Raw genomic sequence first — 20,182 nt, 5'->3', positions numbered from 1 at the left:
CCAGCTCAGCTAGTCTCTGCGCAACTTGCTTGTGGTCGCCCCATTCATTGAAAGGATAGCTTGATGCTGCTTGGATTATTTATGCTGTCGGCAATTTTGATTAAAACCTCGCTGCTGGGGCTCGGCTGGATATCGATTGGCATTGGCCTCGGTGGTTATCTATTTTGCCGCTATTACCGCCTCAATCTCGCCGCTCGCTTGGTGCAAAAGTTTAAGCGTCTCTTTATCACAGGGGCGATATTGCACTTACTCTTGTACCTTGGGCTTATCGTTAAACTCTTCCTTATCGATAGTATTGAGGATATTCCTACCTTCTTTATCAGTCATTTGGTGTTCCATCACGCGCTTTGTGCCTTAATCGCCGCGGCGCTGACCTTTATGGCTGTCGGCGTTTATCTTACCCAACAAAAGTTAAAACAAGCGCAGCTGACGCCCCCATTGCAGCTTAACTAACTGCAACTTAACTAACTTAAGGGTGCATAAAATCTCTGACGCCACGGCGGATAAAACCAACTGCTATTCGCCAAACCATAGAAACAAAAAAGGAGCCTAAGGCTCCTTTTTTGTGGTGATGCTTAAGATTATGCCGCTTTGGCAACATCAAAATTCGACAGCAGCATGACCGCAGTACGGCCTAATAGGTGATTGATTGTACGATCGCCGACCAATCCTAATTCAGCAATAGCTTGCTGACGTGCTGTGCTGACCGCTCTGAAGAGGGTGATTTCGTTATTCGCGCCACCACAGAGGCTGAAGAATAATCTTAACACTGCGCGGTAATGCTCTTCTTGCATCGCTTTCATCCAAGAGGCTTCTAAGGCTTCTTGGCTAGAAAAGTCGAGCGCAGCAACAAATAAATTGCCAATACGACTATCTAAACGGATTAAGAAGTCGTTTTTACGCGGAAAGTGATGACTAATACCGGTGCGGCTAATCCCCGTTGCTTCAGATAACGTGGTATAAGACATAGTCTCAAAGCCAATAGTCAAAATTTGTCTTAACGCTTCATCCATAATCTGATTTATGGTCTGCTCAGTCTGTACTCGCGAGCGCTTAGCCATAGTAAAGTCTCCCGTTGTTCTTTTTCTGGGGTAGAGCTTACCAAAGCCTTTCAGGGATTACTGCTGTTTGGAAACGCCAAACAAGTGTATTTCGCTTTTGTTCAGCTAGGGTTCAGTTTGAAACAGGGAGATTTATCGATTCTGTTTACATATTCACAACATTGAATTTTGTACTAACCAGTCGTGTGCTTTTGCCTCCCCCATCAGCAATGTCAGTGTCGGGGTAAGGTAACGCCCAAGATCCGGCTTGCGCCAAGATAGGTATGCTGGCAGGGGTTGCAGCACAGTCTCACCAAAAGTGCGCTGCATTAAACTCGAATATTCACGTAAAATCTGTGGATCAATTTGTATTATTTTAGGATAAAAATCGGCGACAAAATCACGATATTGGCTGTAATGAGCAATCTGACCTACTTGATACTTTTTTAACACTTGTATCATCATCGGACTGGTCCAGTGAGACATATACTGCGAACTTGTTAACGCCGCAAGGTTGCGTCTGTGATATTGCTGCCAGGCTAAATCAAGATTGTCCTTGGCCTTAGCGACACGCCAAACAAGGTAGAGATCCGCCAACCACTCATGCTGATAAGCTGTTAATTCTTTAGGTAATAAACTGCCCTGCAAGGCAAGATTTTCAAGGTGTCCTAGCTCATGCCATAGGGTCAATAATGCCTGTTCTTTGAGGTCATATTGATAGGTTGTGCCATCGATATTGAGCAGTTGAAACTCTGGTGTTTCTCGCTCATTTACCAGGATTAAACCGGAGAAATAACTATTTTCGACGGGTAACACCATGGCACTGCGAAGCCCAAGTTCAGTTTGAAACTGGGCTTCGCTGTGGGGGAGTTGTTCACGAACCTGAGTAGGAAAGCTTGCCAGACACTGACTCAATTGCGCTAACGGGCAAATTAACGCCTGCTTGTCGCCGATGGGCACCCAAGTCAGGCTAGAGATCAGCGTCAGGGCAATGAGACTCACTGTTTTGCCATGATATTTTGGATAATGGCCGTCGTTGATATCCCGTCTTCAAACCCTAACACTTGAACTTGGCCACCCGCGGCGATCACCTCGGCGCCCCCGGCGATATCCTCAACCTTATAATCTCCGCCTTTGACGAGAAGATCGGGGAGCAATCTGGCGATAATCCGCTGTGGCGTATCTTCACTAAAAGGCACAACCCAATCGACGGCGGCTAATCCCGCTAATACCGCCATACGTCTATCCACTTGATTGACAGGGCGACCTTCACCTTTTAAGCGTTTGACCGAGGCGTCGTCATTCACAGCCACAATCAATCTGTCGCCTAAGGCTCTGGCTTGCTTGAGGTAACTGACGTGCCCCGCGTGCAGAATATCGAAGCAACCGTTAGTCATCACCACTCGCTCGCCGCGCAATTTGGCTTGCTCTAGGGCATAGGCAAGTTGATCTTCACTCACTACCCCAAAACCCGACTCACCATGGTGCAGTGCTAAGGCTTCAATCAGCTCGATACGAGACACGGTTGAAGTACCTAATTTACCCACTACAACCCCTGCGGCGGTATTGGCAATGGCGCACGCCTGCGGCAGTTCTGCACCCGCGGCGAGTGAGGTCGCCAGAGCTGAAATCACAGTATCACCGGCGCCTGTCACGTCATACACCTCACGGGCCACTGTAGGAATGTGTAACTCTGGGGCATTGGCCGTCACTAAGGTCATGCCCTTTTCGGAGCGAGTCACTAAGATAGCGTCGAACTGGTGTTTGTTCAGTAAGCCACGGGCCTTTTCGAGCAGATCCGCCTCAGAGGTTACCGCGCCAACCACGGCTTCAAATTCACTCATATTGGGTGTGATGAGTGAAGCGCCATGGTAACGGCTAAAATCAGAACCCTTTGGATCGACAAGCACTTTCACGCCTTTAGCGCGAGCCAGCGCAATAAAATCCTGCGGTTTATCAATAGCGCCCTTAGCATAATCCGACAGCACCACTACATCGACCGAATCGAGTAAGGCTTCAGACTGTTTGAGTAAACGCGCACTATCCTGCTTATCGAAGGACTCTTCAAAATCGAGGCGAATGAGCTGCTGGTTACGCGACAGTACCCGCAGTTTGGTAATGGTCGGTTTATCGGCAATATTCAACCACTGTGGCTCAACGCCCAGGGCTTGCACGCCAAGGGTTAATGCCTTAGCGGTATCATCTTCGCCCACTAACCCCGCCAATTGCACTTGGCCGCCTAGGGTCGCGATATTTAGCGCCACGTTGGCCGCACCGCCCGGTCTGTCTTCGACTTGGTTAATCTTCACCACAGGCACAGGCGCTTCGGGCGAGATACGCCCCGTTGGCCCAACCCAGTAGCGATCTAACATCACATCGCCGACAACTAACACTTTGGCTTTTTCAAATGCTGGCAGAGAAACCTTCATAGCGCTCTTATCTATTGCAGAAATTAAACCGTGATTGTACCTAATTTTCGGCAAAATATGAGTTAGAATAAGCAGTAATTTTCAAAAGTAGTGAGTATTTTTGTGGTCGAGAAAGCTGAGTTTTCATCATCCTTATATCATCCGAAGCACTGGCCCATGTGGTTTGGGGTGTTAGTGATGCGGATTACCCAAGTGTTACCTCTCTCGTGGCAGATGAAGTTAGGTAAAGGATTAGGCCGATTAGTTAAGACTATTGCAGGCAGTCGAACCCATACCGCGCGCCGCAATTTAACTCTCTGCTTCCCCGATATGCCCGAGTCAGAGCGCGAAGCCCTCCTGACCCGTAACTTTGAAGAAACGGGTAAAGCGATTTTCGATACCATCAATGCTTGGTGGTGGACCGATGAAAAAATCCAACAGCATATGCAGATCACCGGCAAAGAGTACGTGCAAGACACCTTGAATGCCGGCCATGGAGTGATTCTGTTTGCCGTGCACTGTTTACCACTGGAAATGGGCGCGCGTATTTTTGGACAATTCCAACCCGGTGTTGGGGTATACCGTCCACACAACAATCCGGTGATGGAATACCTACAGGTCAAAGGCCGCTTACGCTCAAACAAAGCCTTAGTGCCGAAACGCGATCTGCGCCAAATGGTGCGTTGTTTACGCAATCCTGATGTGATTTGGTATACCGCCGATCAGGATTTTGGGCGTTCGAGTGCGGTGTTTATTCCCTTCTATGCAGTGCCCGATGCCGCGACCATTACCGGTGCCACCACACTGGCCAAACTCGGCAAGGCCAAAGTGCTGCCCTTCTTTGTGGAGCGCACCGAAGGCGATAAGGGTTACCATATTGAGATTATGCCGCCGCTGGATAACTTCCCCGGTGAGGATGAGCTAGCCGATGCCATTCGTGGTAACAAAATTATCGAAGGGATTATCGATAGAAATCGCGCCCAATATATGTGGCTTCACCGCCGCTTTAAGACTCGCCCAGATCCCACGGACAAGTCCTTATATAAATAAGCTTTCGCTCTATCTTTTCGATATAAGTGTTTGAACGCGGATAAAAAAATGCCAAGCAATTGCTTGGCATTTTTTATGTTAGATGTTTTGTTTAAGGCATTTGAATGTTTGAAATACCAAGAACCATATCCGGTGAAGCCCTGCATTGCTGGCACTTCAATACAGCTTCACTTAAGCCTCTGCCGGTAAGCGAATACCCACATTGGTGACTTTGCCTTCATTGAGTCCTGCAACTACCCAATGCAGTGACTGCCATAGGAACTGATCCCCAAGTACCGGATGTGAGCCTAATTCAGCCGCCACTAAATCTGCGACCGTCATGTCACCAGTTGCTTCATCTAACTCCAGACCATAAATCGGCGCCAGATCCAGCAGCTTAACTTCTGTATCGATAAAGAAGTCACCGAAGAAACGTGGCACTTCCTTGGTTTCAGGCGCCTGACTAAAGAGGTTACTCAAGGCCTCTAGGCTCTTCTCTTGCCCAAGCACACACAAAATATCCCCCGCTTCGAGGCAGGTACTGCCCGATGGGTGCAGCAATGTATTATGGCGAAATACCGCCGCAATCCGCGTACCATCAGGCATAGAGAGGCGTTTAAGTGGCTCGCCGATGCACCATTTGTTTTCACTCAGATGGTACACAAACACTTCCCACTCGCTGCTCGGGTATATTTCGACCCCAGAACGTGAAATCGGCAACGGCTTAGGCGGTAACTCAACCTTAGCTAAACGCGCCGCCGTGGTGAGTGACGCCCCCTGCACAAGCAGTGACACTAACACCACGAAGAATGCCAAGTTAAAGTACAACTGAGCGCCCGGTAATCCCGCCATCATAGGGAATACCGCTAAAATAATCGGCACCGCGCCGCGAAGCCCGACCCAAGAGATAAACCAGCGGTCACGGCTACTAAAGCTCTTAAAGGGCAGCAAGCTGAGCCATACGGCTAACGGTCTGGCAAACAGGATCATCCCAAAGGCTAACGCTAAGCCCGGTAGCCAAATATCCAACAAGTCAGACGGTGTGAGTAGCAGCCCTAATACGAGGAACATACCGATTTGGCTGACCCAAGTCATGCCATCCAATACGTTTAGGATGGAATGGCGACCGCGGGTAGGCTTGTTGCCGAGGAAGAGACCGACGAGATAAATCGACAGAATGCCGCTACCGCCGAGTTTGTTCGACGCGGCATAAATCATCAGACCGCCACTGAGCACTAAAATCGAATACAAGCCTTCGGCAAGCTTGCTTAAATTCACCAACTTCCACAGCAGCCAACCGCCGCCAAGACCGAGGAAAATCCCCAAGCCAAACTGCTTGATAAAGCTTATCAGCATAAAGCTTACGGATAACTCGGCGTCCACATTGGCGAGGATGGCAATCAGAGTCACGGTTAAAAACACCGCCATTGGGTCGTTACTGCCCGACTCGATTTCCAGCGTCGCGCCTACACGCTCGTTTAAGCTACGTCCCTTTAATAGTGAGAATACCGCCGCCGCATCGGTGGAGCCGACGATCGCCCCCACCAGCAAGCCTTGCAACCAGTGTAAGTCAAATAACCATGCGGCCATCACGCCCGTGATACTGGTGGTAATAGCAACCCCAAAGGTCGCCAGCGACAATGCTGGCCACAGTGCCACCCTAAAGCTCGCGACACGCGTGCGCATACCGCCATCGAGCAAAATAATGGCTAAGGCTAAGTTACTGACAAGATAAGCGGTTGAGTAGTCGTCAAACAGAATACCGCCGGGGCCATCCTCCCCGGCTAAAATCCCTACTGCGAGGAAAATTAATAAGATAGGGATACCCAAGCGCGAAGACACGGGACTTAACAAAACACTCACTGCGGCAAGCAAGGCACCGATCAGAAAAAAACTATTGATGGAATCTGCATCCACACATGCCTCCTTAAATACAAGAGTGTTTAGTTAAACGATAAAGAAATCACCCAGATTAAAAATGACTCAATTGAAAATTTTTTGTGTTTCTATACTAGCATAAAAAATGCAAATTAATGGAGTTTTAAATATTAAATTTCAAACATCTACATCCAAATCCTCAGTGAAAGGCCATTTTGACTAACTTTTACATAAAAACCAGTACAACCACAAACGCCTATCGAACATGAACCCAAGCTCATAAACAAGATAAAATCTTTATTTATCAATATATTTAAAAATAGCATTCCATATAAACTCACTGTATACCGCCAAAATCGCGAGGATAACTATATAAAAATATGCCGTATTCGCTAAAAGTCGGCTTAAGTCCAGTTAAACTCTGCAATAACTTGAAAGCATAGATAAAATCACCTTTTCCATTGTGTTATCGACATACAAGCCTCTAAAGCTGTCATAAAGACAATCGCTGTCATATCAACAATCAACATTCAGTATCAAAAAGACAATTAAGCATAGAATAAAAGTTATATTCTTCTTTATTTTCAACAACAAAAAGGTTTGGCACGTATTACGCAATAGCAGGTGAAACGTATCAAAATGACGTTGCATCAAGGAGACTTATGAGCAAACAAAAACTCACCGCTATCGCACTGTTAATAGTGCTGATTGCTTCATTCACTGTGCTGCTGAGCATAGGCAGTGAAATTTATCGGGAAAAACCGCCAATCCCCACTGCATTTACCGATGTAAATAGTCAGGTTGTGTTTAGCGAAAATGATATCGAACAAGGTCAATTGGTCTGGCGCTCCATGGGCGGCCATCAACTGGGGTCGGTTTGGGGACATGGCTCTTATGTTGCCCCGGATTGGACCGCCGACTGGTTACACAGAGAAGCCGAAGCTTGGCTCGATATTCGCGCTGAGCAGCAATATCAAACGCCGTTTGCCCAATTAAACTCCCAACAAAAGGCTGGGCTTGAGCAGGCATTAAGGGAAGATTTACGCCATAACAGCGTCGAGCCACAGGCCGATGGCACTGTGCTGATCCGCTTGTCCGACACTCGTATCGAGGCGATAAATAAGGTCGAGCAGCATTATTTATCCCTGTTTGGGAGCGATCCAGAACTCAGCAACCTTCGTGAACAATACGCCATGAAAGAAGGCACTGTGCCCGATCTAGTGCGCCGCGAACAACTCAATGCGTTCCTCTTTTGGGGAGCCTGGGCGGCAATCACCGAGCGCCCCGATGCCCCCTATACCTACACTAATAACTGGCCCTTCGATCCCCAACTAGGCAATACACCGACCTCAGATAATATCGTCTGGTCGATACTCAGCATTGTGACCTTAATTGCGGGGATTGGCGGATTAATCTGGCACCATGCGAGCGGCAAGCATGAGAGTCTACCCAAGCCCTCGGAGCAAGATCCGCTGTTTTTCACTAAGCCCACCGCCTCACAAAAAGCCGTCGGCAAATACTTCATCACGGCAATTGGACTGTTTTTACTGCAAATTTTACTCGGCGGGATCACAGCGCACTATGCGGTTGAAGGTCAAGAGTTTTACGGTTTACCGATTTCGGAAATACTGCCCTACTCAGTGACTCGTACTTGGCACACCCAATTAGCGGTATTTTGGATAGCCACAGCCTGGTTAGGCACTGGGCTGTATATTGCTCCCGCCTTATCGGGTTATGAGCCGAAATACCAACGTCTTGGCGTGAACGTACTCTGGGTAGCCTTAGTCGTCGTAGTGCTTGGCTCCATGGCCGGCGAATGGATTGGGGTGCAGCAGTATTTTGACCTCGATATGAATTTCCTCTTTGGTCATCAAGGATATGAGTACATAGATCTTGGCCGAGTATGGCAAATCTTACTCCTCGTTGGATTATTGATATGGCTAGCCTTAGTCACCGCCGCCATCAAACCCGCCCTTAAAGTGCAAGGCGAGATGCGCCCTGTGATTTGGGTACTCTATGCCTCCTGCGTGGCGATTGGTTTGTTCTATGGCGCCGGCCTCTTTATGGGTAAACACGCCAATTTAGCAATTGCAGAATACTGGCGTTGGTGGGTTGTACACCTGTGGGTTGAGGGCTTCTTCGAAACCTTTGCCACCGCCGTTATCGCCTTGATGTTGGTACGTTTAGGTTTAATCCGCGGTCGCAGTGCCAACGGTGCGGTGTTATTCACGACAGTGATCTTCTTAACAGGAGGTTTGATTGGCACCCTACACCACCTCTACTTTACTGGCACGCCGACCTCAGTGATCGCCTGGGGCGCCATCTTCTCCGCCTTAGAAGTCGTCCCCCTCGCCATAATTGGTTTTGAAGCGATGGAAACCTACCGTCTGCGCAAAGCCAGTGGTTGGATGCAACGTTATCACTGGGCGATTATGTTCTTTGTGGCGACCGCGTTTTGGAACTTAGTCGGTGCAGGTATGCTGGGCTTTTTAATCAATCCACCTATCTCGCTCTATTACATTCAAGGATTAAACACCACAGCCACCCACGGTCACGCCGCCTTTATGGGCGTTTACGGTATGCTTGGCATGGGCTTGATGCTCTTCTGCCTACGGGGCCTCACCGGCAATATGCAGTGGAATGACAAAATGCTCAAAGGCGCCTTCTGGAGCCTCAATATTGGCCTAGCGGCTATGGTGTTCATGTCGTTATTACCCGTGGGGATTACACAGTTTTTTGCCGTCATCGACCATGGATATTGGTTCGCCCGCTCGCCAGAAGTGATCCATAGTCCGCTGGTTGAAAAGCTGGTTTGGATGCGTATGTTTGGGGATGTCATCTTCAGTATCGGCGGTCTCTTAATGGGCGCCTTCTTGCTCGATTTGATCAGAAAAGCCCTGAATAAACCAGCCAAAGTGCAACAGGAAGTCTTACAACCCCATCACTAACCACAGCAATTAATCCATTCTGACCAAGGTGTCGTTTAGGCACCTTGGTTGCTTAGTTGATGGGCCTGCGCCGTTTATCGTTTACCACGCTTTTAGAGCCATACCGCAATAACGGTTACCAGTGTCTAAATAACCTGTGTCAATATAACAATCAATGCTATAAATCAGGGGAACCTCGCTGCAGGAGTTTTTATGGCCCTTAGTCAAACCGACCTTACCCGTATCGCTCTGGATATCACCTCTGGTTTAGCCCACAGGGATCGCTTCACACGCTTGCTCGATACGGTGAGAGCTAACCTACACTGTGATGCGGCAGCGTTACTCACCTTCCATGGACACTATTTTACCCCGCTGGCTATCGACGGTTTGAACGAGGATGTGCTCGGCAGACGCTTTATCCTGAATGAACATCCAAGGCTTGAAGCCATTGCCCGTGCAGGCGATATAGTGCGCTTTCCCGCCGACAGTGAACTGGCCGATCCCTACGATGGCTTGATCCCCAATCAAACCGGGGCATTGAAGGTTCATGCCTGTATCGGACTGCCCTTATTTGCCGACGAACAGCTTATCGGCGCCGTGACCATCGATGCCTTTAATCCCCTGCAGTTCGATCAATTCAGTAATACTGAGCTGCGCAGCTTAAGTGCGATTGCCGCCGCATCCTTAAGCAACGCCCTGCTGGTTGAAAAACTGGAGCGCATGGCACTCAATAGCCACTCGACCCATGTGCAGGAAAAGAGCCCGAACCTTAACCACGATGCCGAAATCATAGGTAACTCGCCCCAGATGCAAAGCTTGAATCGTGAGATTGAAGTCGTTGCCCATAGCGACCTTAACGTACTGATTTTAGGCGAGACAGGAACGGGCAAAGAATTAGTCGCCCAGGCAATCCATCAAAAATCCGCGAGACAGCACAAACCCTTGGTCTATCTCAATTGCGCGGCGCTTCCTGAATCGGTTGCCGAGAGTGAACTTTTTGGCCATATCAAAGGCGCGTTTACCGGTGCCATTAGCCATCGCAGTGGCAAGTTTGAAATGGCCGATAAGGGCACACTCTTTCTAGACGAGATTGGCGAGCTTCCGCTCACGCTTCAGGCCAAGTTGCTGCGGGTCTTACAATATGGCGATATTCAGAAAGTGGGGGATGATCGCAGCCTTAAAGTCGATGTGCGTATCATTGCTGCCACCAATAAGGATCTGAAAACGGAAGTGCTGGCTGGCCGTTTTAGGGCCGATCTTTACCATAGGTTGAGCGTGTTTCCCCTGCTGGTGCCGCCACTGCGCGAGCGCGAGCAGGACATCACCTTGTTGAGCGGATTCTTTGCCGAGCGATATAGGCAAAAGCTTGGGATGAAACAACTTAACTTCAGCCCCAGTAGCTTAATCTTGCTCAATCAATATACCTGGCCGGGCAATGTGCGCGAGCTCGAGCACGCCATTCACAGGGCGACCGTACTGGCGCGAGTCTCGGCACAGGATGGCTGCTGCACCATAGCGCCACAACATTTTGATTTACCGTTTAAACAAAGTCCTTTAGAAACAAGCGCATCGACAAGTTTAAGCGTAAACGAAACACAGCTTCGCCCGTTGGAAGGCGTCAGTTTAGCCCAAGCGACCGACACCTTTCAGCGTGACTATATCCAGCAAGTGCTCACGGCGCATCATGGCAATTGGGCCGCCTCGGCCAGAGCCTTAGGACTCGACCCAGGCAATTTGCATCGTCTCGCAAAACGCTTAAGGCTAAAATAAGTGATAAATACGCCGTACGGATCATATTTCAGTTGAAATAATGGCCAAAATAAGGAAGGATGCGAGCTTCGCGCGCCAGTGCACTTTGCCCGACAATTTGCCGCCCTGTTTTGGGAAGAAAAAGCCGCGTAAAACAGGTTATTTTATTAACAGGAATCGTAGTATCCGCTTATGAGTATGCTTCGCACCACAGCTTTATTATTGACTCTGGTTTTTCCGAGTCTTTCCGCTTTAGCAACGGAATACCCTTTACCGTCTTCGAAGAGTCGGTTAGTTGGCGAGAACCTGTATTACACAGTGCCAGAGGGTAAACACACCCTCGAAGATGTTGCCGCTAAATTCCAACTCGGTCTAAGCAACTTGCTGGAAGCAAACCCTGGCGTGGATCCTTTCCTACCTACACCAGGCAGCAAGCTATTAATTCCTCAACAGCTCATTCTGCCCAATGCACCGCGTGAAGGCATAGTGATCAACGTCGCCGAAATGCGCCTGTATTACTATCCAAAAGGTAAGAACACCGTTGAAGTGCTGCCCATCGGTATTGGTCAAATTGGTAAAGATACCCCTGAAAACTGGGTCACCAGTGTTCAACGTAAACGCGCTAACCCAACTTGGACACCAACCCCACGTATTCGTAAAGAATATGCCGCAAGGGGCGAAATTCTGCCTGCGGTATGGCCAGCCGGTCCCGATAACCCAATGGGACTCTACGCGCTCTACATAGGTAACTTGTATGCCATCCATGGTACCAACGCCAGTTTCGGTATTGGTTTACGTGTCAGCCAAGGCTGCGTACGTTTACGCCACGATGACATTGAACACTTATTCAAAACGGTTCCAGTGGGTACCCGAGTACAATTTGTGAACCAACCGATTAAAGCGACCGAAGAGCCAGACGGTAAGCGCTACTTAGCCGTGCACCAACCACTGTCACGCACTATTGCCGAGTTTGAATCAGAAGAGCCCGTCTCTCTGACCTTACCGAAAGATATCGCTAAGTTTATTGCCAAGGCCGATACCGATTCAGCCGTGATTAAAAAGCTGCTCGATGAGCGTACAGGCGTGCCAACGATTATTAATCAATAATCGGCAAAGTAATAGATTGCAGCGGTTGATGCCGCTGCGCCCATAAAAATACCCGCCTAGGCGGGTATTTTTGTTTCAATCGAAATAAAACCTATCGGCTCAATCGCATAATGGTGCGCAAAGGGCCAAGAAATGGGTCATTGCCGCGCTATTTGCCAAGATGCGTTGGTCGAAGTTTTGCAGTGCGGGGGTTTCGGTACAGGCACCGACACGCGCGCCGCTACGCACTAAACACGCCTCAAATGAGGTATCGAAGTGATTGAAAATCAAGCCATCTTTAACAGGGCAACCATCAATCTCACCGTCAGCGGCGATAGGGAAATAGCCCCCTAAGGTATCGCGTAAATCGAGACTAAAACGTCCCGGCACTTGGCTTGGCTCGAAGGAATACACATAAGCCTCACGGCTCAGTACGTCCTCATGGCAGGTTAAAATACCGTCACGGCTCGCCGCGATGAGTAACTGCGCATGATCCAACAGCAGCTTACCTTCCACCGAAGTGCTCTCGTTGGCCTTAGGTTTACCGTTTTCAAACACGAAGCCACGGTTAGGGTTTTCACCAAACTTGTTAAATCTGTGGCCACGCTTAAAGCCGGTTGGGTTCACCAGAGGCAGAATGCTCAAATTCACCCGTTCGAATAAATCGGCCGATGCCTCACTTAAAAAGTGCAGTAAGCCCCACGGGCCTGCCGATTCTTCACCGTGAAACCCTGCGCTGATCAATAACGAAGGTAAGCCAGATTTGGCGGCGGGAGATTGATACAGACTGACACTGTATTTGCCGACTTCACCGAGTTTTTTCTCAACCATCCCCAAACGGGACATTTCCTGCTCAAGCTGTAGATAAAAATTATCGATATCAGTGCTTTCACAGTTAAAAATATCGCTTTTCCACTGAAAGGATTCGAACGGAGATCTGCTTACCATATCTTGTACTTATGCCAGAAAAAGAACTGTGCCATCATAGCAGTTCTTTTCAAAAACTGAATGCTATTCAACTGATTTAGATGAAATCAGAGGAGTAGGTTAAGCTGCTCACACAAGCACACAGATGAAAGCCTTCAGAGGGTAATTTAGATAGGATGCTAAATGAGACCATACCTTAACGGTTATTTCGGCCTAGTTATCGCGTTGCTTAGCCCTTCGCTTAAGGCGCAGTGCCAGATAACGGGCGCCGAGCGCCTGTATCAACTCGAGTCGCAAATTGAGACTTACACTTTAGCCAATGGCCTCACTGTGCACCTCTTGCCGCAAGCGGATAAGCATACCTTGACCATTGCCAGCCAATTTAATGTCGGCGCGCGCAATGAGGCCAAGGGCCAAACTGGCTACGCGCACTTATTCGAGCACATGCTCTTCAAGGGCAGTGAGCAGGCACCCGGCGACAGCTATGCCCAACAGTTAAGTGCCCTTGGAGCGCATTTTAATGCCAGCACTCACTTCGATTACACCAATTATTACGTCACTCTACCAAGCCAAGCTCTAAGCTTGGGGTTGTTCCTCGAGGCCGATCGTTTTATTCGCCCCGATTTGAACGAGACTACGGTAAAAAATCAGCAGGAAACCGTGCTCCAAGAAATGGCGCAAACCATAGATAACCAGCCCTATGTGCGCAGTGCGATGGAGTTTCTGCTAGAGCAAGTTAAAGTTACGCCCTACGGCCACAGTATTATTGGCAGTCGTGAGGATATTACCGAGGCGAGTCCCGAGCGTTTAATCGCCTTTCACCGCGCCCATTATCGTCCCGATGCGATGCAGTTATCCTTAGTCGGCAAGCTTCCCTCAAACGTCAAGTCGCTTATAGCACAACACTTTAATGCTTGGTCTACGCCTGTTCAGCCCATAGCCGAATTTGATGAACTAAAAATCACGCCTAAGCCCGTACATGCAGAGCTTATTGATGAGCGCGGTCCTTGGTCCGGCTTACTGCTCGCCTGGCATACTGTGGGTAAAAATCATCCCGACGCTGCCGCCATTCGCCTGCTCGAAGGCTATTTATTCCAAAATACCCGCAGCGTTATAGCCCAAATCAGCCAGCACGATCCGGCGCAAATGTTGAGTTATTCACAGCCCTTTGAACTGGAAAATCATGGCATAACCAATCTGGTCTTAGTGCCTAGGGCCAAAACCTCCCTCGATGACTTAACGGAAAAGGTTTTAGGCGTGGTTGCCAAAGTGCAGCAGACACCATTGAGCGACGCTGAACTGTGCCAACTCAAACAAACCTGGCTGAACAATCAGTTAGCACAGCTCGATAACACTCAATCGCTCGCCACTCTGCTATCCGCCACGGCGAAACAAGACCAAACGCATCCCTTAACTGCCCAATGGCAACGGATTAACTCAGTGACGACAGAAGATCTTCAACGGGTTGCCACGCTCTACTTTACCAACAATATGGTCAGGGTTGACCTGTTACCGCCTTGGTATATCCGCGTTGGCAAGACGTTGCTGGAGTGGCTGCCATCGGGTGTGAGCGATAGCCTTGAGGACGCCGTACTATGATAAAAACGATTCCATTCAGTAGATTGGCAATAGCGCCAACTCTCCTTAAAGGCCTAAAAGCCATGAGCCTTGGTCTTTTCAGTATCACGCTAATGGCTTGCCAACAGACCCAGCTGAACTTTACCGCCACCCAAGCGCCCAGTTTGGCAAGCTTCGATATCCCAACTCAACTACCGGAGGTGGGGCTGATCCGCCTGCCCACTGAACCGGCTTTTATCGATATAATTCCCGATGGCCTAACACTCCCCTACCAGCTCCACACAGCACACAGCAGCCAAGGACTGAGTAATAGGGTGAGCCTTGTAGCCATTAGCCCCAGCATGCCCTTCGAAAATCCGGATATTTTACAGTTCGCCCTGCAGGAGAAAGCCCGTAGTCTGGCGCTTAACCAACCCGATGCTTGCCTTGAAACCTTCGAGACTCGCGTTACCCTGCACAGTATCAATCTGAGCCTAGCCTGCCCCATGCCGGTTAATCATCTCTACCGCCTATTGATACAGTTTTGGCAAGCCGATGCGTTTAGCGAACATGGAGTGGCAGCGGTCGATATCGACAATATCCGCCGCCAATTGAAACTCAATAAGCACTTAAATGCCTTTAGTGGCGCTGAAATTGATAAAGTCTGGCGCGATAAACTCCTTGGGGCGACACATCCCTATAATCAGACCATCAATAATCAGGCACTGTACGACTCACTCACCTTAAGTGAACTGTCGCAATTGCAGCAGCGCACGTTTGCCCAAGCACAGTGGCACCTGTTTTTAGAAGGCACAGAGGCTGAAGAGGCCGAGTTTGATCTCAAGCAAAGCCTCGCCCAGTGGCCGAGTAATACAAACTTAAGCTTGCCCACAAGATCAACTAAACCAAAGCCGTTTAATCGAGCGACTTCGTTGATAAAGCAGTCCCACACTATCTATCTGATTGATGCGCCGGGCAGCGTACAGACTCAGGTACGAATTGGTTATGCCCTCGACGATAAACACTTATCAGCACAAGATATTCCACTCGCTTGCCGCAGTTTAGCCGCCATCTTGGGACGCAGTTTTTCGGGCCGGCTCTATTACGACTTACGTGAACAGCGGGGCTTAACCTATGGCATTTACGGCCAATGCGCTAATGCGCCGCTCGCCACCAGCATTAAGTTTTATGGCAGTACGGCGATAGAGCACACGGGCGCCTTTGTGGTGGGGATTTTAGATCATCTCAACCTTCTGGCCTCGACGCCCGCGAGCGAAGGGGAAATTGCCGCCCTTAAAACCTATCTGATTGGTGAAGCGCTGTTAACGCAAGACAATCCCAGCCAGCGTGAAACCCAGTTTATTCATCAACTGGTGTTGGGATTAGATCCCCTGTCGAACCAAGCTATGAATGTAAAGCTGCAGGATCTGACGCCCGCTCAGTTACAGCAATTAACTCAGCAAGCCTTTAGCGGCGAACCTTTGGTGATTTTACGGGGGGATGTCGATAGGATAACGGCCGACCTCACCCACAAGCTGCCGGGCTGGCAGCTAGAGGTTGTCAAAGTAAACGATTAATTTTTTTAGAGTTTACCGCTAGGTACATCGCTCGCAGTGCCCTGTTGTAACATCTGGGCATGGCCTTGCTCCATTTGCGCTAAGTCTTCCATGGCGGCGCCAGATTCCATATCAGGATGCCCTTCGCTTGGATGTTCTGGATTACTGCCATCATGGCTATCCAATGCCATGGCTGAAGCCGTTTGTGTGTCGTTATCGCTTGCGGCACCGCTATCCTTGGCGAGCGAGTCATCTTTCACGGGGGATGGCAGCAGAGTTTCACTATTCAGGGCATCCCCCTGCGCAGTATTTGCTGTAATGGCCGCTGGTTGACCAAGGGTGCTTAGCCAAGTAGTTAACTTTGCTGGTGTTATGACACTGACCAGCACAATAACGGCGGCGGCCGCGGCGCCATAGGGTAACCATTTGCGCGCCCCCGGCTGATTATCCCGAGCATATAAGGCGTTGGTCTGAGCGGTTTTAGTATTTTGGGCTGTGCTTTCTGGCGCTAAGGTTTGCAATAGCTCGGGTAAATGCTCCAACTCTTGGCCGATAATGCGCTGACCGATAAATTGCCCGCCCTCATAAATTTCTAATTGGTGGCTAAGCACTTCGCCCTCGACCGTACCAGAGCTGACAATCACTAATTTATTGCAACGCACCTTGCCGCGAAAAACTCCGCAGACTTTCAGTTCATCACAGCTGAGCTCACCCGAAACTTCGCCACCAAGCTCGATTTTAATCTGTCCGGCGCAGCGGATATTTCCCGCTAATTTCCCCGCAACTAATGCCGTGCCCGCCAGTTGCATCTCGCCCTCAATGGAGGTTGAGGCACTGATAAAAGTGACACCATTACCTTTGCTACCCATAGGTTTAATTCCATCTCATTATTTTTGTGAAAAAGATGTTAAGTGAAAATACCTGAAGAATAAAGCATTGGATTCCTTTGATATTTAACTTGAGTCGGTTTTAGGTAAGATTTTAGTCCGCTAATTAACTGTGTTAGGCTGGCAAGGTTTTTCAGCAGACTTAGGCTTAGCACCTCACACAAAATAAGCCCTAGCTTGCTGCCGCAAAGGGATAACAATGGCTCAATTGATGACAAATTCCATGGTCTTAAACCCGCTCACAACGGCAACCGCACCCCAATCACCTCTGGCCATTTATCAGGCCAAAATCGGCGCCGAGCTGATTGAGGATCCCGCGCAGGCACAGGCGGTGCTCGCCTTAGATAAGCTGTATCAGCAGATTATTGGTCGAACAGACGCTCAGCCAATCAAAGGCTTATATCTGTGGGGTGATGTCGGTCGGGGTAAAACCTTTCTTATGGATTTGTTCTTCGATGCCCTGCCACCACAGGGAAAGCTTAGATTGCACTTTCATCGCTTTATGGCGCGGGTGCACCAAGCCTTAAAGGAACATGCAGGGCAGCGCGATCCGCTTAAGCTGATCGCAAAAAATCTAGCGCAGGAGTGCAAGGTGCTCTGTTTCGATGAGTTTTTTGTCTCAGACATAGGGGATGCCATGATCCTCGCCGGTTTGTTTGAAACCTTGTTTGCCCAAGGGGTGGTGCTAGTCGCTACATCCAACATACCCATCGAACGCTTATATGAAAATGGCCTCGCCAGACACAGATTTTTACCCTGCATTGCCCTGCTCCAAACCCATACCCAAATGCAGCATCTCAATGGCGAGCAAGACCACAGGTTGCACGCCTTGAATCACGAGCCGTCGGAAGAGGCCATTGCCGCCACCTCAAAGAATATTGGCCTGACTGGCACACTGGATTTCGAGACCATTTTCACGGCGCTGACGCATGGTGCGCCCGCGTTTGAAACCAGCACGTTGCGCGTCTGTCAGCGGGATATTCCTGTCCTGCGCGCCACTGCTGAAGGCCAGCAGCCTTCGGTCGCCTGGTTTGATTTTCATGCCCTGTGCGATGGCCCGCGCTCGCAACTCGACTATATTGAAATTGCAAGCCGATTTAAGGTGTTAATGCTGAGTAATGTGCCCAGACTCGGGGGCGAAGTAAAAGGTTGGATCCGCGCCCGCGGCACTGAAGATGGCACAGGCGACAACCAAGCGGCCACCACGGGAGAGCGGCGACTGTCCTACGCAGCTAACGACGACCCCGCACGGCGTTTTATCAGCCTTATCGATGAGTTATACGACCAAGGGGTGAACTTATATTTAAGCTGCGAAGTGCCACTGAGCGAACTTTACCAAGGCGGCGCCCTCAGTTTTGAGTTTCGCCGCACCTATAGCCGACTCATTGAAATGAGCCAGCAAAGAGTAGAATGAGTCGTAACGCCCATGGTCACGATTAACATCAGCAAAAAAGTGATATCAAGATGAATATTGGTGAATTATCCCAAAAGACTGGACTTGCGGCGTCGCGGATCCGATTCTACGAACGCATTGGTTTACTCAAAGCGGTGAAACGTCAAGCGAATGGTTACCGCAGTTATCCGCCTGAGGCCGTGATGGCGCTCGAGATGATCACCACTGGGCAACAGGCGGGATTTAGCCTCGATGAACTGCGGTTATTACTGCCAGCCGATCTGGCCAACTGGGATCATCAACATTTACTCACTACGCTAAGACAAAAGGTCAACGATCTCGAAGAAATCGAGCGAAAAATCGCACTCAACAAAGCCAAGTTATTGGAGGTCTTAACCGAAATTGAGGCTAAACCCCAAGATATGGACTGCCAAACCAATGCGCAGCGGGTGATGTCTCAATTCGGTTGGGATATTTTACCCACTCAATCGCAGCCAAAGTCCAAATAACCCGATCACTGAAAGCCTCACATCGAAGACAATAACGGCCCCCTCTTTTTGGCCACCACTTTGCTGGCAGTGGATTTAGCCTAAATGAGTCACCACATTCCAACTAGCTTCTTTATTCTTATGGCATCACTAGGTGCGGTTTAAGCTCAAGCGAATAATCCCAAGATTGGCTATTGACCTTAAACTTAGCTTTAACCTTAGGATAGCGGCAAACGAGTCATCCCTTTGGAGAAAACATGAGACAAACCATACTCGGAGCCAATGGCCAAATCGGCAGAGAACTAGCCCTTAGCCTTAACCGCGAGTTTGACTGTGACATTCGCCTTGTTAGCCGTAAACCGCAAAAAGTGAATGCCACGGACGAGTTAAAGAGCGCCAACCTGCTCGACTTAGCACAAACCTTAGCCGCGGTGGAAGGCTCTGACATCGTTTATCTCACGGCGGGACTGCCAATGGATACTCAGCTTTGGGTCGAGCAATGGCCTGTTATCATGGGTAATGTTATCCAGGCCTGTAAGACTCACGGCGCCAAGCTGGTGTATTTCGATAATACCTATATGTATTCGCAAACGGCGGCGTCGCAGCACGAGGATGCAGCATTTGCACCCAATGGTGCCAAAGGCCGCGTGAGGGGCGACATCACCCAAATGTTACTCGATGAGATGAAGGCCGGGCGACTCGAAGCGATGATCTGCCGCGCGCCAGAATTTTACGGTCCAGGCCAAACCCAAAGCATCACCAATACAACGGTTATCGACAATCTCGCCCAAGGGAAAAAGGCCAAAGTGTTTTTACGTGACGATACGAAACGCAGTTTGATTTACACCCCAGATGCCAGTCGCGCCATGGCCTTACTCGGGAATACTGCCGATGCCTATGGCCAAACATGGCACTTACCCTGTGATGACAATAGATTGACCTATAAGGAATTTATTACTCTTGCAGCCGACATTTTTAAAGTATCTGCTCGATATACTGTGGTCAAAGAATGGCAACTGTGGCTCGCAGGTAAATTCAACCCCACCATACGTGATGCGGGAGAATTGCTGCCCCGTTATCGCTGCGACAACCTGTTTATTTCCGATAAATTTAAAGCCCGCTTCCCTGATTTTAAGGTCACTCGCTTTGAACAAGGGCTGGCTGAAATCGCCAAGGAACGCAAGTTAATCTGAGAGTATGCTCGATGGCGTCGTGGATAAGTGTGACGCCATCTCATGCATTCACTAACTGGCAGAG

The 20,182-nt window shown here is 49.4% G+C and carries 16 protein-coding genes; 10 read left to right on the top strand and 6 right to left on the bottom strand.

The window, feature by feature from the left end:
* Nucleotides 1-63 precede the first annotated feature (63 nt).
* On the top strand, nt 64-453 hold the full coding sequence (locus K0H59_RS04285; RefSeq protein WP_220054761.1) for a hypothetical protein: 390 nt from the start codon (nt 64-66) through the stop codon (nt 451-453).
* A 128-nt stretch (nt 454-581) separates the two neighbouring features.
* On the opposite strand, the gene K0H59_RS04280 is transcribed toward K0H59_RS04285, so the two are convergent.
* From K0H59_RS04280 to hldE, 3 genes are all read right to left on the bottom strand, one after another.
* Nucleotides 582-1,061, bottom strand: a complete 480-nt coding sequence (locus K0H59_RS04280) for a TetR family transcriptional regulator (protein ID WP_011623828.1) — start codon at nt 1,059-1,061, stop codon at nt 582-584.
* A gap of 153 nt (nt 1,062-1,214) precedes the next feature.
* Nucleotides 1,215-2,042 carry a hypothetical protein gene (locus tag K0H59_RS04275; protein WP_220054760.1) on the bottom strand — a complete coding sequence of 276 codons (828 nt, stop codon included), beginning with the start codon at nt 2,040-2,042 and terminating at the stop codon, nt 1,215-1,217.
* Nucleotides 2,039-3,469, bottom strand: coding sequence for a bifunctional D-glycero-beta-D-manno-heptose-7-phosphate kinase/D-glycero-beta-D-manno-heptose 1-phosphate adenylyltransferase HldE (hldE, locus tag K0H59_RS04270; RefSeq protein ID WP_220054759.1), 1,431 nt, complete (start codon nt 3,467-3,469; stop codon nt 2,039-2,041). The genes K0H59_RS04275 and hldE overlap by 4 nt, the downstream gene beginning before the upstream one ends.
* 102 nt (nt 3,470-3,571) lie before the next feature.
* On the opposite strand from hldE, the gene K0H59_RS04265 reads away from it, so the two are divergent.
* On the top strand, nt 3,572-4,498 hold the full coding sequence (locus tag K0H59_RS04265) for an LpxL/LpxP family Kdo(2)-lipid IV(A) lauroyl/palmitoleoyl acyltransferase (RefSeq protein ID WP_084796736.1): 927 nt from the start codon (nt 3,572-3,574) through the stop codon (nt 4,496-4,498).
* 171 nt (nt 4,499-4,669) lie between these two features.
* Here the strand turns inward: K0H59_RS04265 and K0H59_RS04260 are convergent, their stop codons facing one another.
* Nucleotides 4,670-6,394 carry a potassium/proton antiporter gene (locus K0H59_RS04260; RefSeq protein ID WP_011715990.1) on the bottom strand — a complete coding sequence of 575 codons (1,725 nt, stop codon included), beginning with the start codon at nt 6,392-6,394 and terminating at the stop codon, nt 4,670-4,672.
* A gap of 623 nt (nt 6,395-7,017) precedes the next feature.
* On the opposite strand from K0H59_RS04260, the gene K0H59_RS04255 reads away from it, so the two are divergent.
* From K0H59_RS04255 to K0H59_RS04245, 3 genes are all read left to right on the top strand, one after another.
* On the top strand, nt 7,018-9,303 hold the full coding sequence (locus tag K0H59_RS04255; RefSeq protein ID WP_220054758.1) for a nitric-oxide reductase large subunit: 2,286 nt from the start codon (nt 7,018-7,020) through the stop codon (nt 9,301-9,303).
* A gap of 192 nt (nt 9,304-9,495) precedes the next feature.
* Nucleotides 9,496-11,052, top strand: coding sequence for a nitric oxide reductase transcriptional regulator NorR (gene norR / locus K0H59_RS04250; protein ID WP_220054757.1), 1,557 nt, complete (start codon nt 9,496-9,498; stop codon nt 11,050-11,052).
* A 171-nt stretch (nt 11,053-11,223) separates the two neighbouring features.
* Nucleotides 11,224-12,138, top strand: coding sequence for a L,D-transpeptidase family protein (locus K0H59_RS04245; RefSeq protein ID WP_088210998.1), 915 nt, complete (start codon nt 11,224-11,226; stop codon nt 12,136-12,138).
* Between the two features lie 99 nt (nt 12,139-12,237).
* Here the strand turns inward: K0H59_RS04245 and K0H59_RS04240 are convergent, their stop codons facing one another.
* Nucleotides 12,238-13,065 (bottom strand): M14 family metallocarboxypeptidase, encoded by an 828-nt coding sequence (locus K0H59_RS04240; RefSeq protein ID WP_088210999.1) that lies wholly within the window; start codon nt 13,063-13,065, stop codon nt 12,238-12,240.
* Between the two features lie 162 nt (nt 13,066-13,227).
* Between K0H59_RS04240 and K0H59_RS04235 the strand changes: the two genes are divergently transcribed.
* Nucleotides 13,228-14,643: a pitrilysin family protein gene (locus K0H59_RS04235; protein WP_220054756.1), complete on the top strand. Its 1,416-nt coding sequence runs from the start codon at nt 13,228-13,230 to the stop codon at nt 14,641-14,643.
* A complete protein-coding gene (locus tag K0H59_RS04230) occupies nt 14,640-16,178 on the top strand; it encodes a pitrilysin family protein (RefSeq protein WP_220054755.1) in 1,539 nt (512 codons plus the stop codon). The genes K0H59_RS04235 and K0H59_RS04230 overlap by 4 nt, the downstream gene beginning before the upstream one ends.
* Nucleotides 16,179-16,183: 5 nt before the next feature.
* On the opposite strand, the gene K0H59_RS04225 is transcribed toward K0H59_RS04230, so the two are convergent.
* Entirely contained in the window at nt 16,184-17,026 is an 843-nt protein-coding gene (locus K0H59_RS04225; protein ID WP_220054754.1) for a polymer-forming cytoskeletal protein, read from the bottom strand.
* Between the two features lie 229 nt (nt 17,027-17,255).
* On the opposite strand from K0H59_RS04225, the gene zapE reads away from it, so the two are divergent.
* The 3 genes from zapE to K0H59_RS04210 all read left to right on the top strand — a co-directional run bounded on the left by zapE (nt 17,256) and on the right by K0H59_RS04210 (nt 20,118).
* On the top strand, nt 17,256-18,458 hold the full coding sequence (zapE, locus tag K0H59_RS04220; RefSeq protein ID WP_220054753.1) for a cell division protein ZapE: 1,203 nt from the start codon (nt 17,256-17,258) through the stop codon (nt 18,456-18,458).
* Between the two features lie 50 nt (nt 18,459-18,508).
* On the top strand, nt 18,509-18,946 hold the full coding sequence (locus tag K0H59_RS04215; RefSeq protein ID WP_088211003.1) for a MerR family transcriptional regulator: 438 nt from the start codon (nt 18,509-18,511) through the stop codon (nt 18,944-18,946).
* Between the two features lie 236 nt (nt 18,947-19,182).
* On the top strand, nt 19,183-20,118 hold the full coding sequence (locus K0H59_RS04210) for an NAD-dependent epimerase/dehydratase family protein (protein WP_220054752.1): 936 nt from the start codon (nt 19,183-19,185) through the stop codon (nt 20,116-20,118).
* Nucleotides 20,119-20,182: the final 64 nt, after the last annotated feature.

The sequence above is a fragment of the Shewanella sp. FJAT-51649 genome (assembly GCF_019457435.1).
Taxonomy (GTDB): domain Bacteria; phylum Pseudomonadota; class Gammaproteobacteria; order Enterobacterales; family Shewanellaceae; genus Shewanella; species Shewanella mangrovisoli.
Note: the sequence above shows the minus strand (reverse complement) of the source record. Positions and strands in the feature narration are given on the sequence as shown.

What these genes read in the sequence shown, in the direction of transcription:
- K0H59_RS04280 (WP_011623828.1), bottom strand. Translation starts at nt 1,061, where the DNA reads ATGGCTAAGCGCTCGCGAGTACAGACTGAGCAGACCATAAATCAGATT.
- K0H59_RS04285 (WP_220054761.1), top strand. Translation starts at nt 64, where the DNA reads ATGCTGCTTGGATTATTTATGCTGTCGGCAATTTTGATTAAAACCTCG.
- K0H59_RS04230 (WP_220054755.1), top strand. Translation starts at nt 14,640, where the DNA reads ATGATAAAAACGATTCCATTCAGTAGATTGGCAATAGCGCCAACTCTC.
- hldE (WP_220054759.1), bottom strand. Translation starts at nt 3,469, where the DNA reads ATGAAGGTTTCTCTGCCAGCATTTGAAAAAGCCAAAGTGTTAGTTGTC.
- K0H59_RS04225 (WP_220054754.1), bottom strand. Translation starts at nt 17,026, where the DNA reads ATGGGTAGCAAAGGTAATGGTGTCACTTTTATCAGTGCCTCAACCTCC.
- K0H59_RS04210 (WP_220054752.1), top strand. Translation starts at nt 19,183, where the DNA reads ATGAGACAAACCATACTCGGAGCCAATGGCCAAATCGGCAGAGAACTA.
- K0H59_RS04235 (WP_220054756.1), top strand. Translation starts at nt 13,228, where the DNA reads ATGAGACCATACCTTAACGGTTATTTCGGCCTAGTTATCGCGTTGCTT.
- K0H59_RS04215 (WP_088211003.1), top strand. Translation starts at nt 18,509, where the DNA reads ATGAATATTGGTGAATTATCCCAAAAGACTGGACTTGCGGCGTCGCGG.
- K0H59_RS04255 (WP_220054758.1), top strand. Translation starts at nt 7,018, where the DNA reads ATGAGCAAACAAAAACTCACCGCTATCGCACTGTTAATAGTGCTGATT.
- zapE (WP_220054753.1), top strand. Translation starts at nt 17,256, where the DNA reads ATGACAAATTCCATGGTCTTAAACCCGCTCACAACGGCAACCGCACCC.
- norR (WP_220054757.1), top strand. Translation starts at nt 9,496, where the DNA reads ATGGCCCTTAGTCAAACCGACCTTACCCGTATCGCTCTGGATATCACC.
- K0H59_RS04245 (WP_088210998.1), top strand. Translation starts at nt 11,224, where the DNA reads ATGAGTATGCTTCGCACCACAGCTTTATTATTGACTCTGGTTTTTCCG.
- K0H59_RS04240 (WP_088210999.1), bottom strand. Translation starts at nt 13,065, where the DNA reads ATGGTAAGCAGATCTCCGTTCGAATCCTTTCAGTGGAAAAGCGATATT.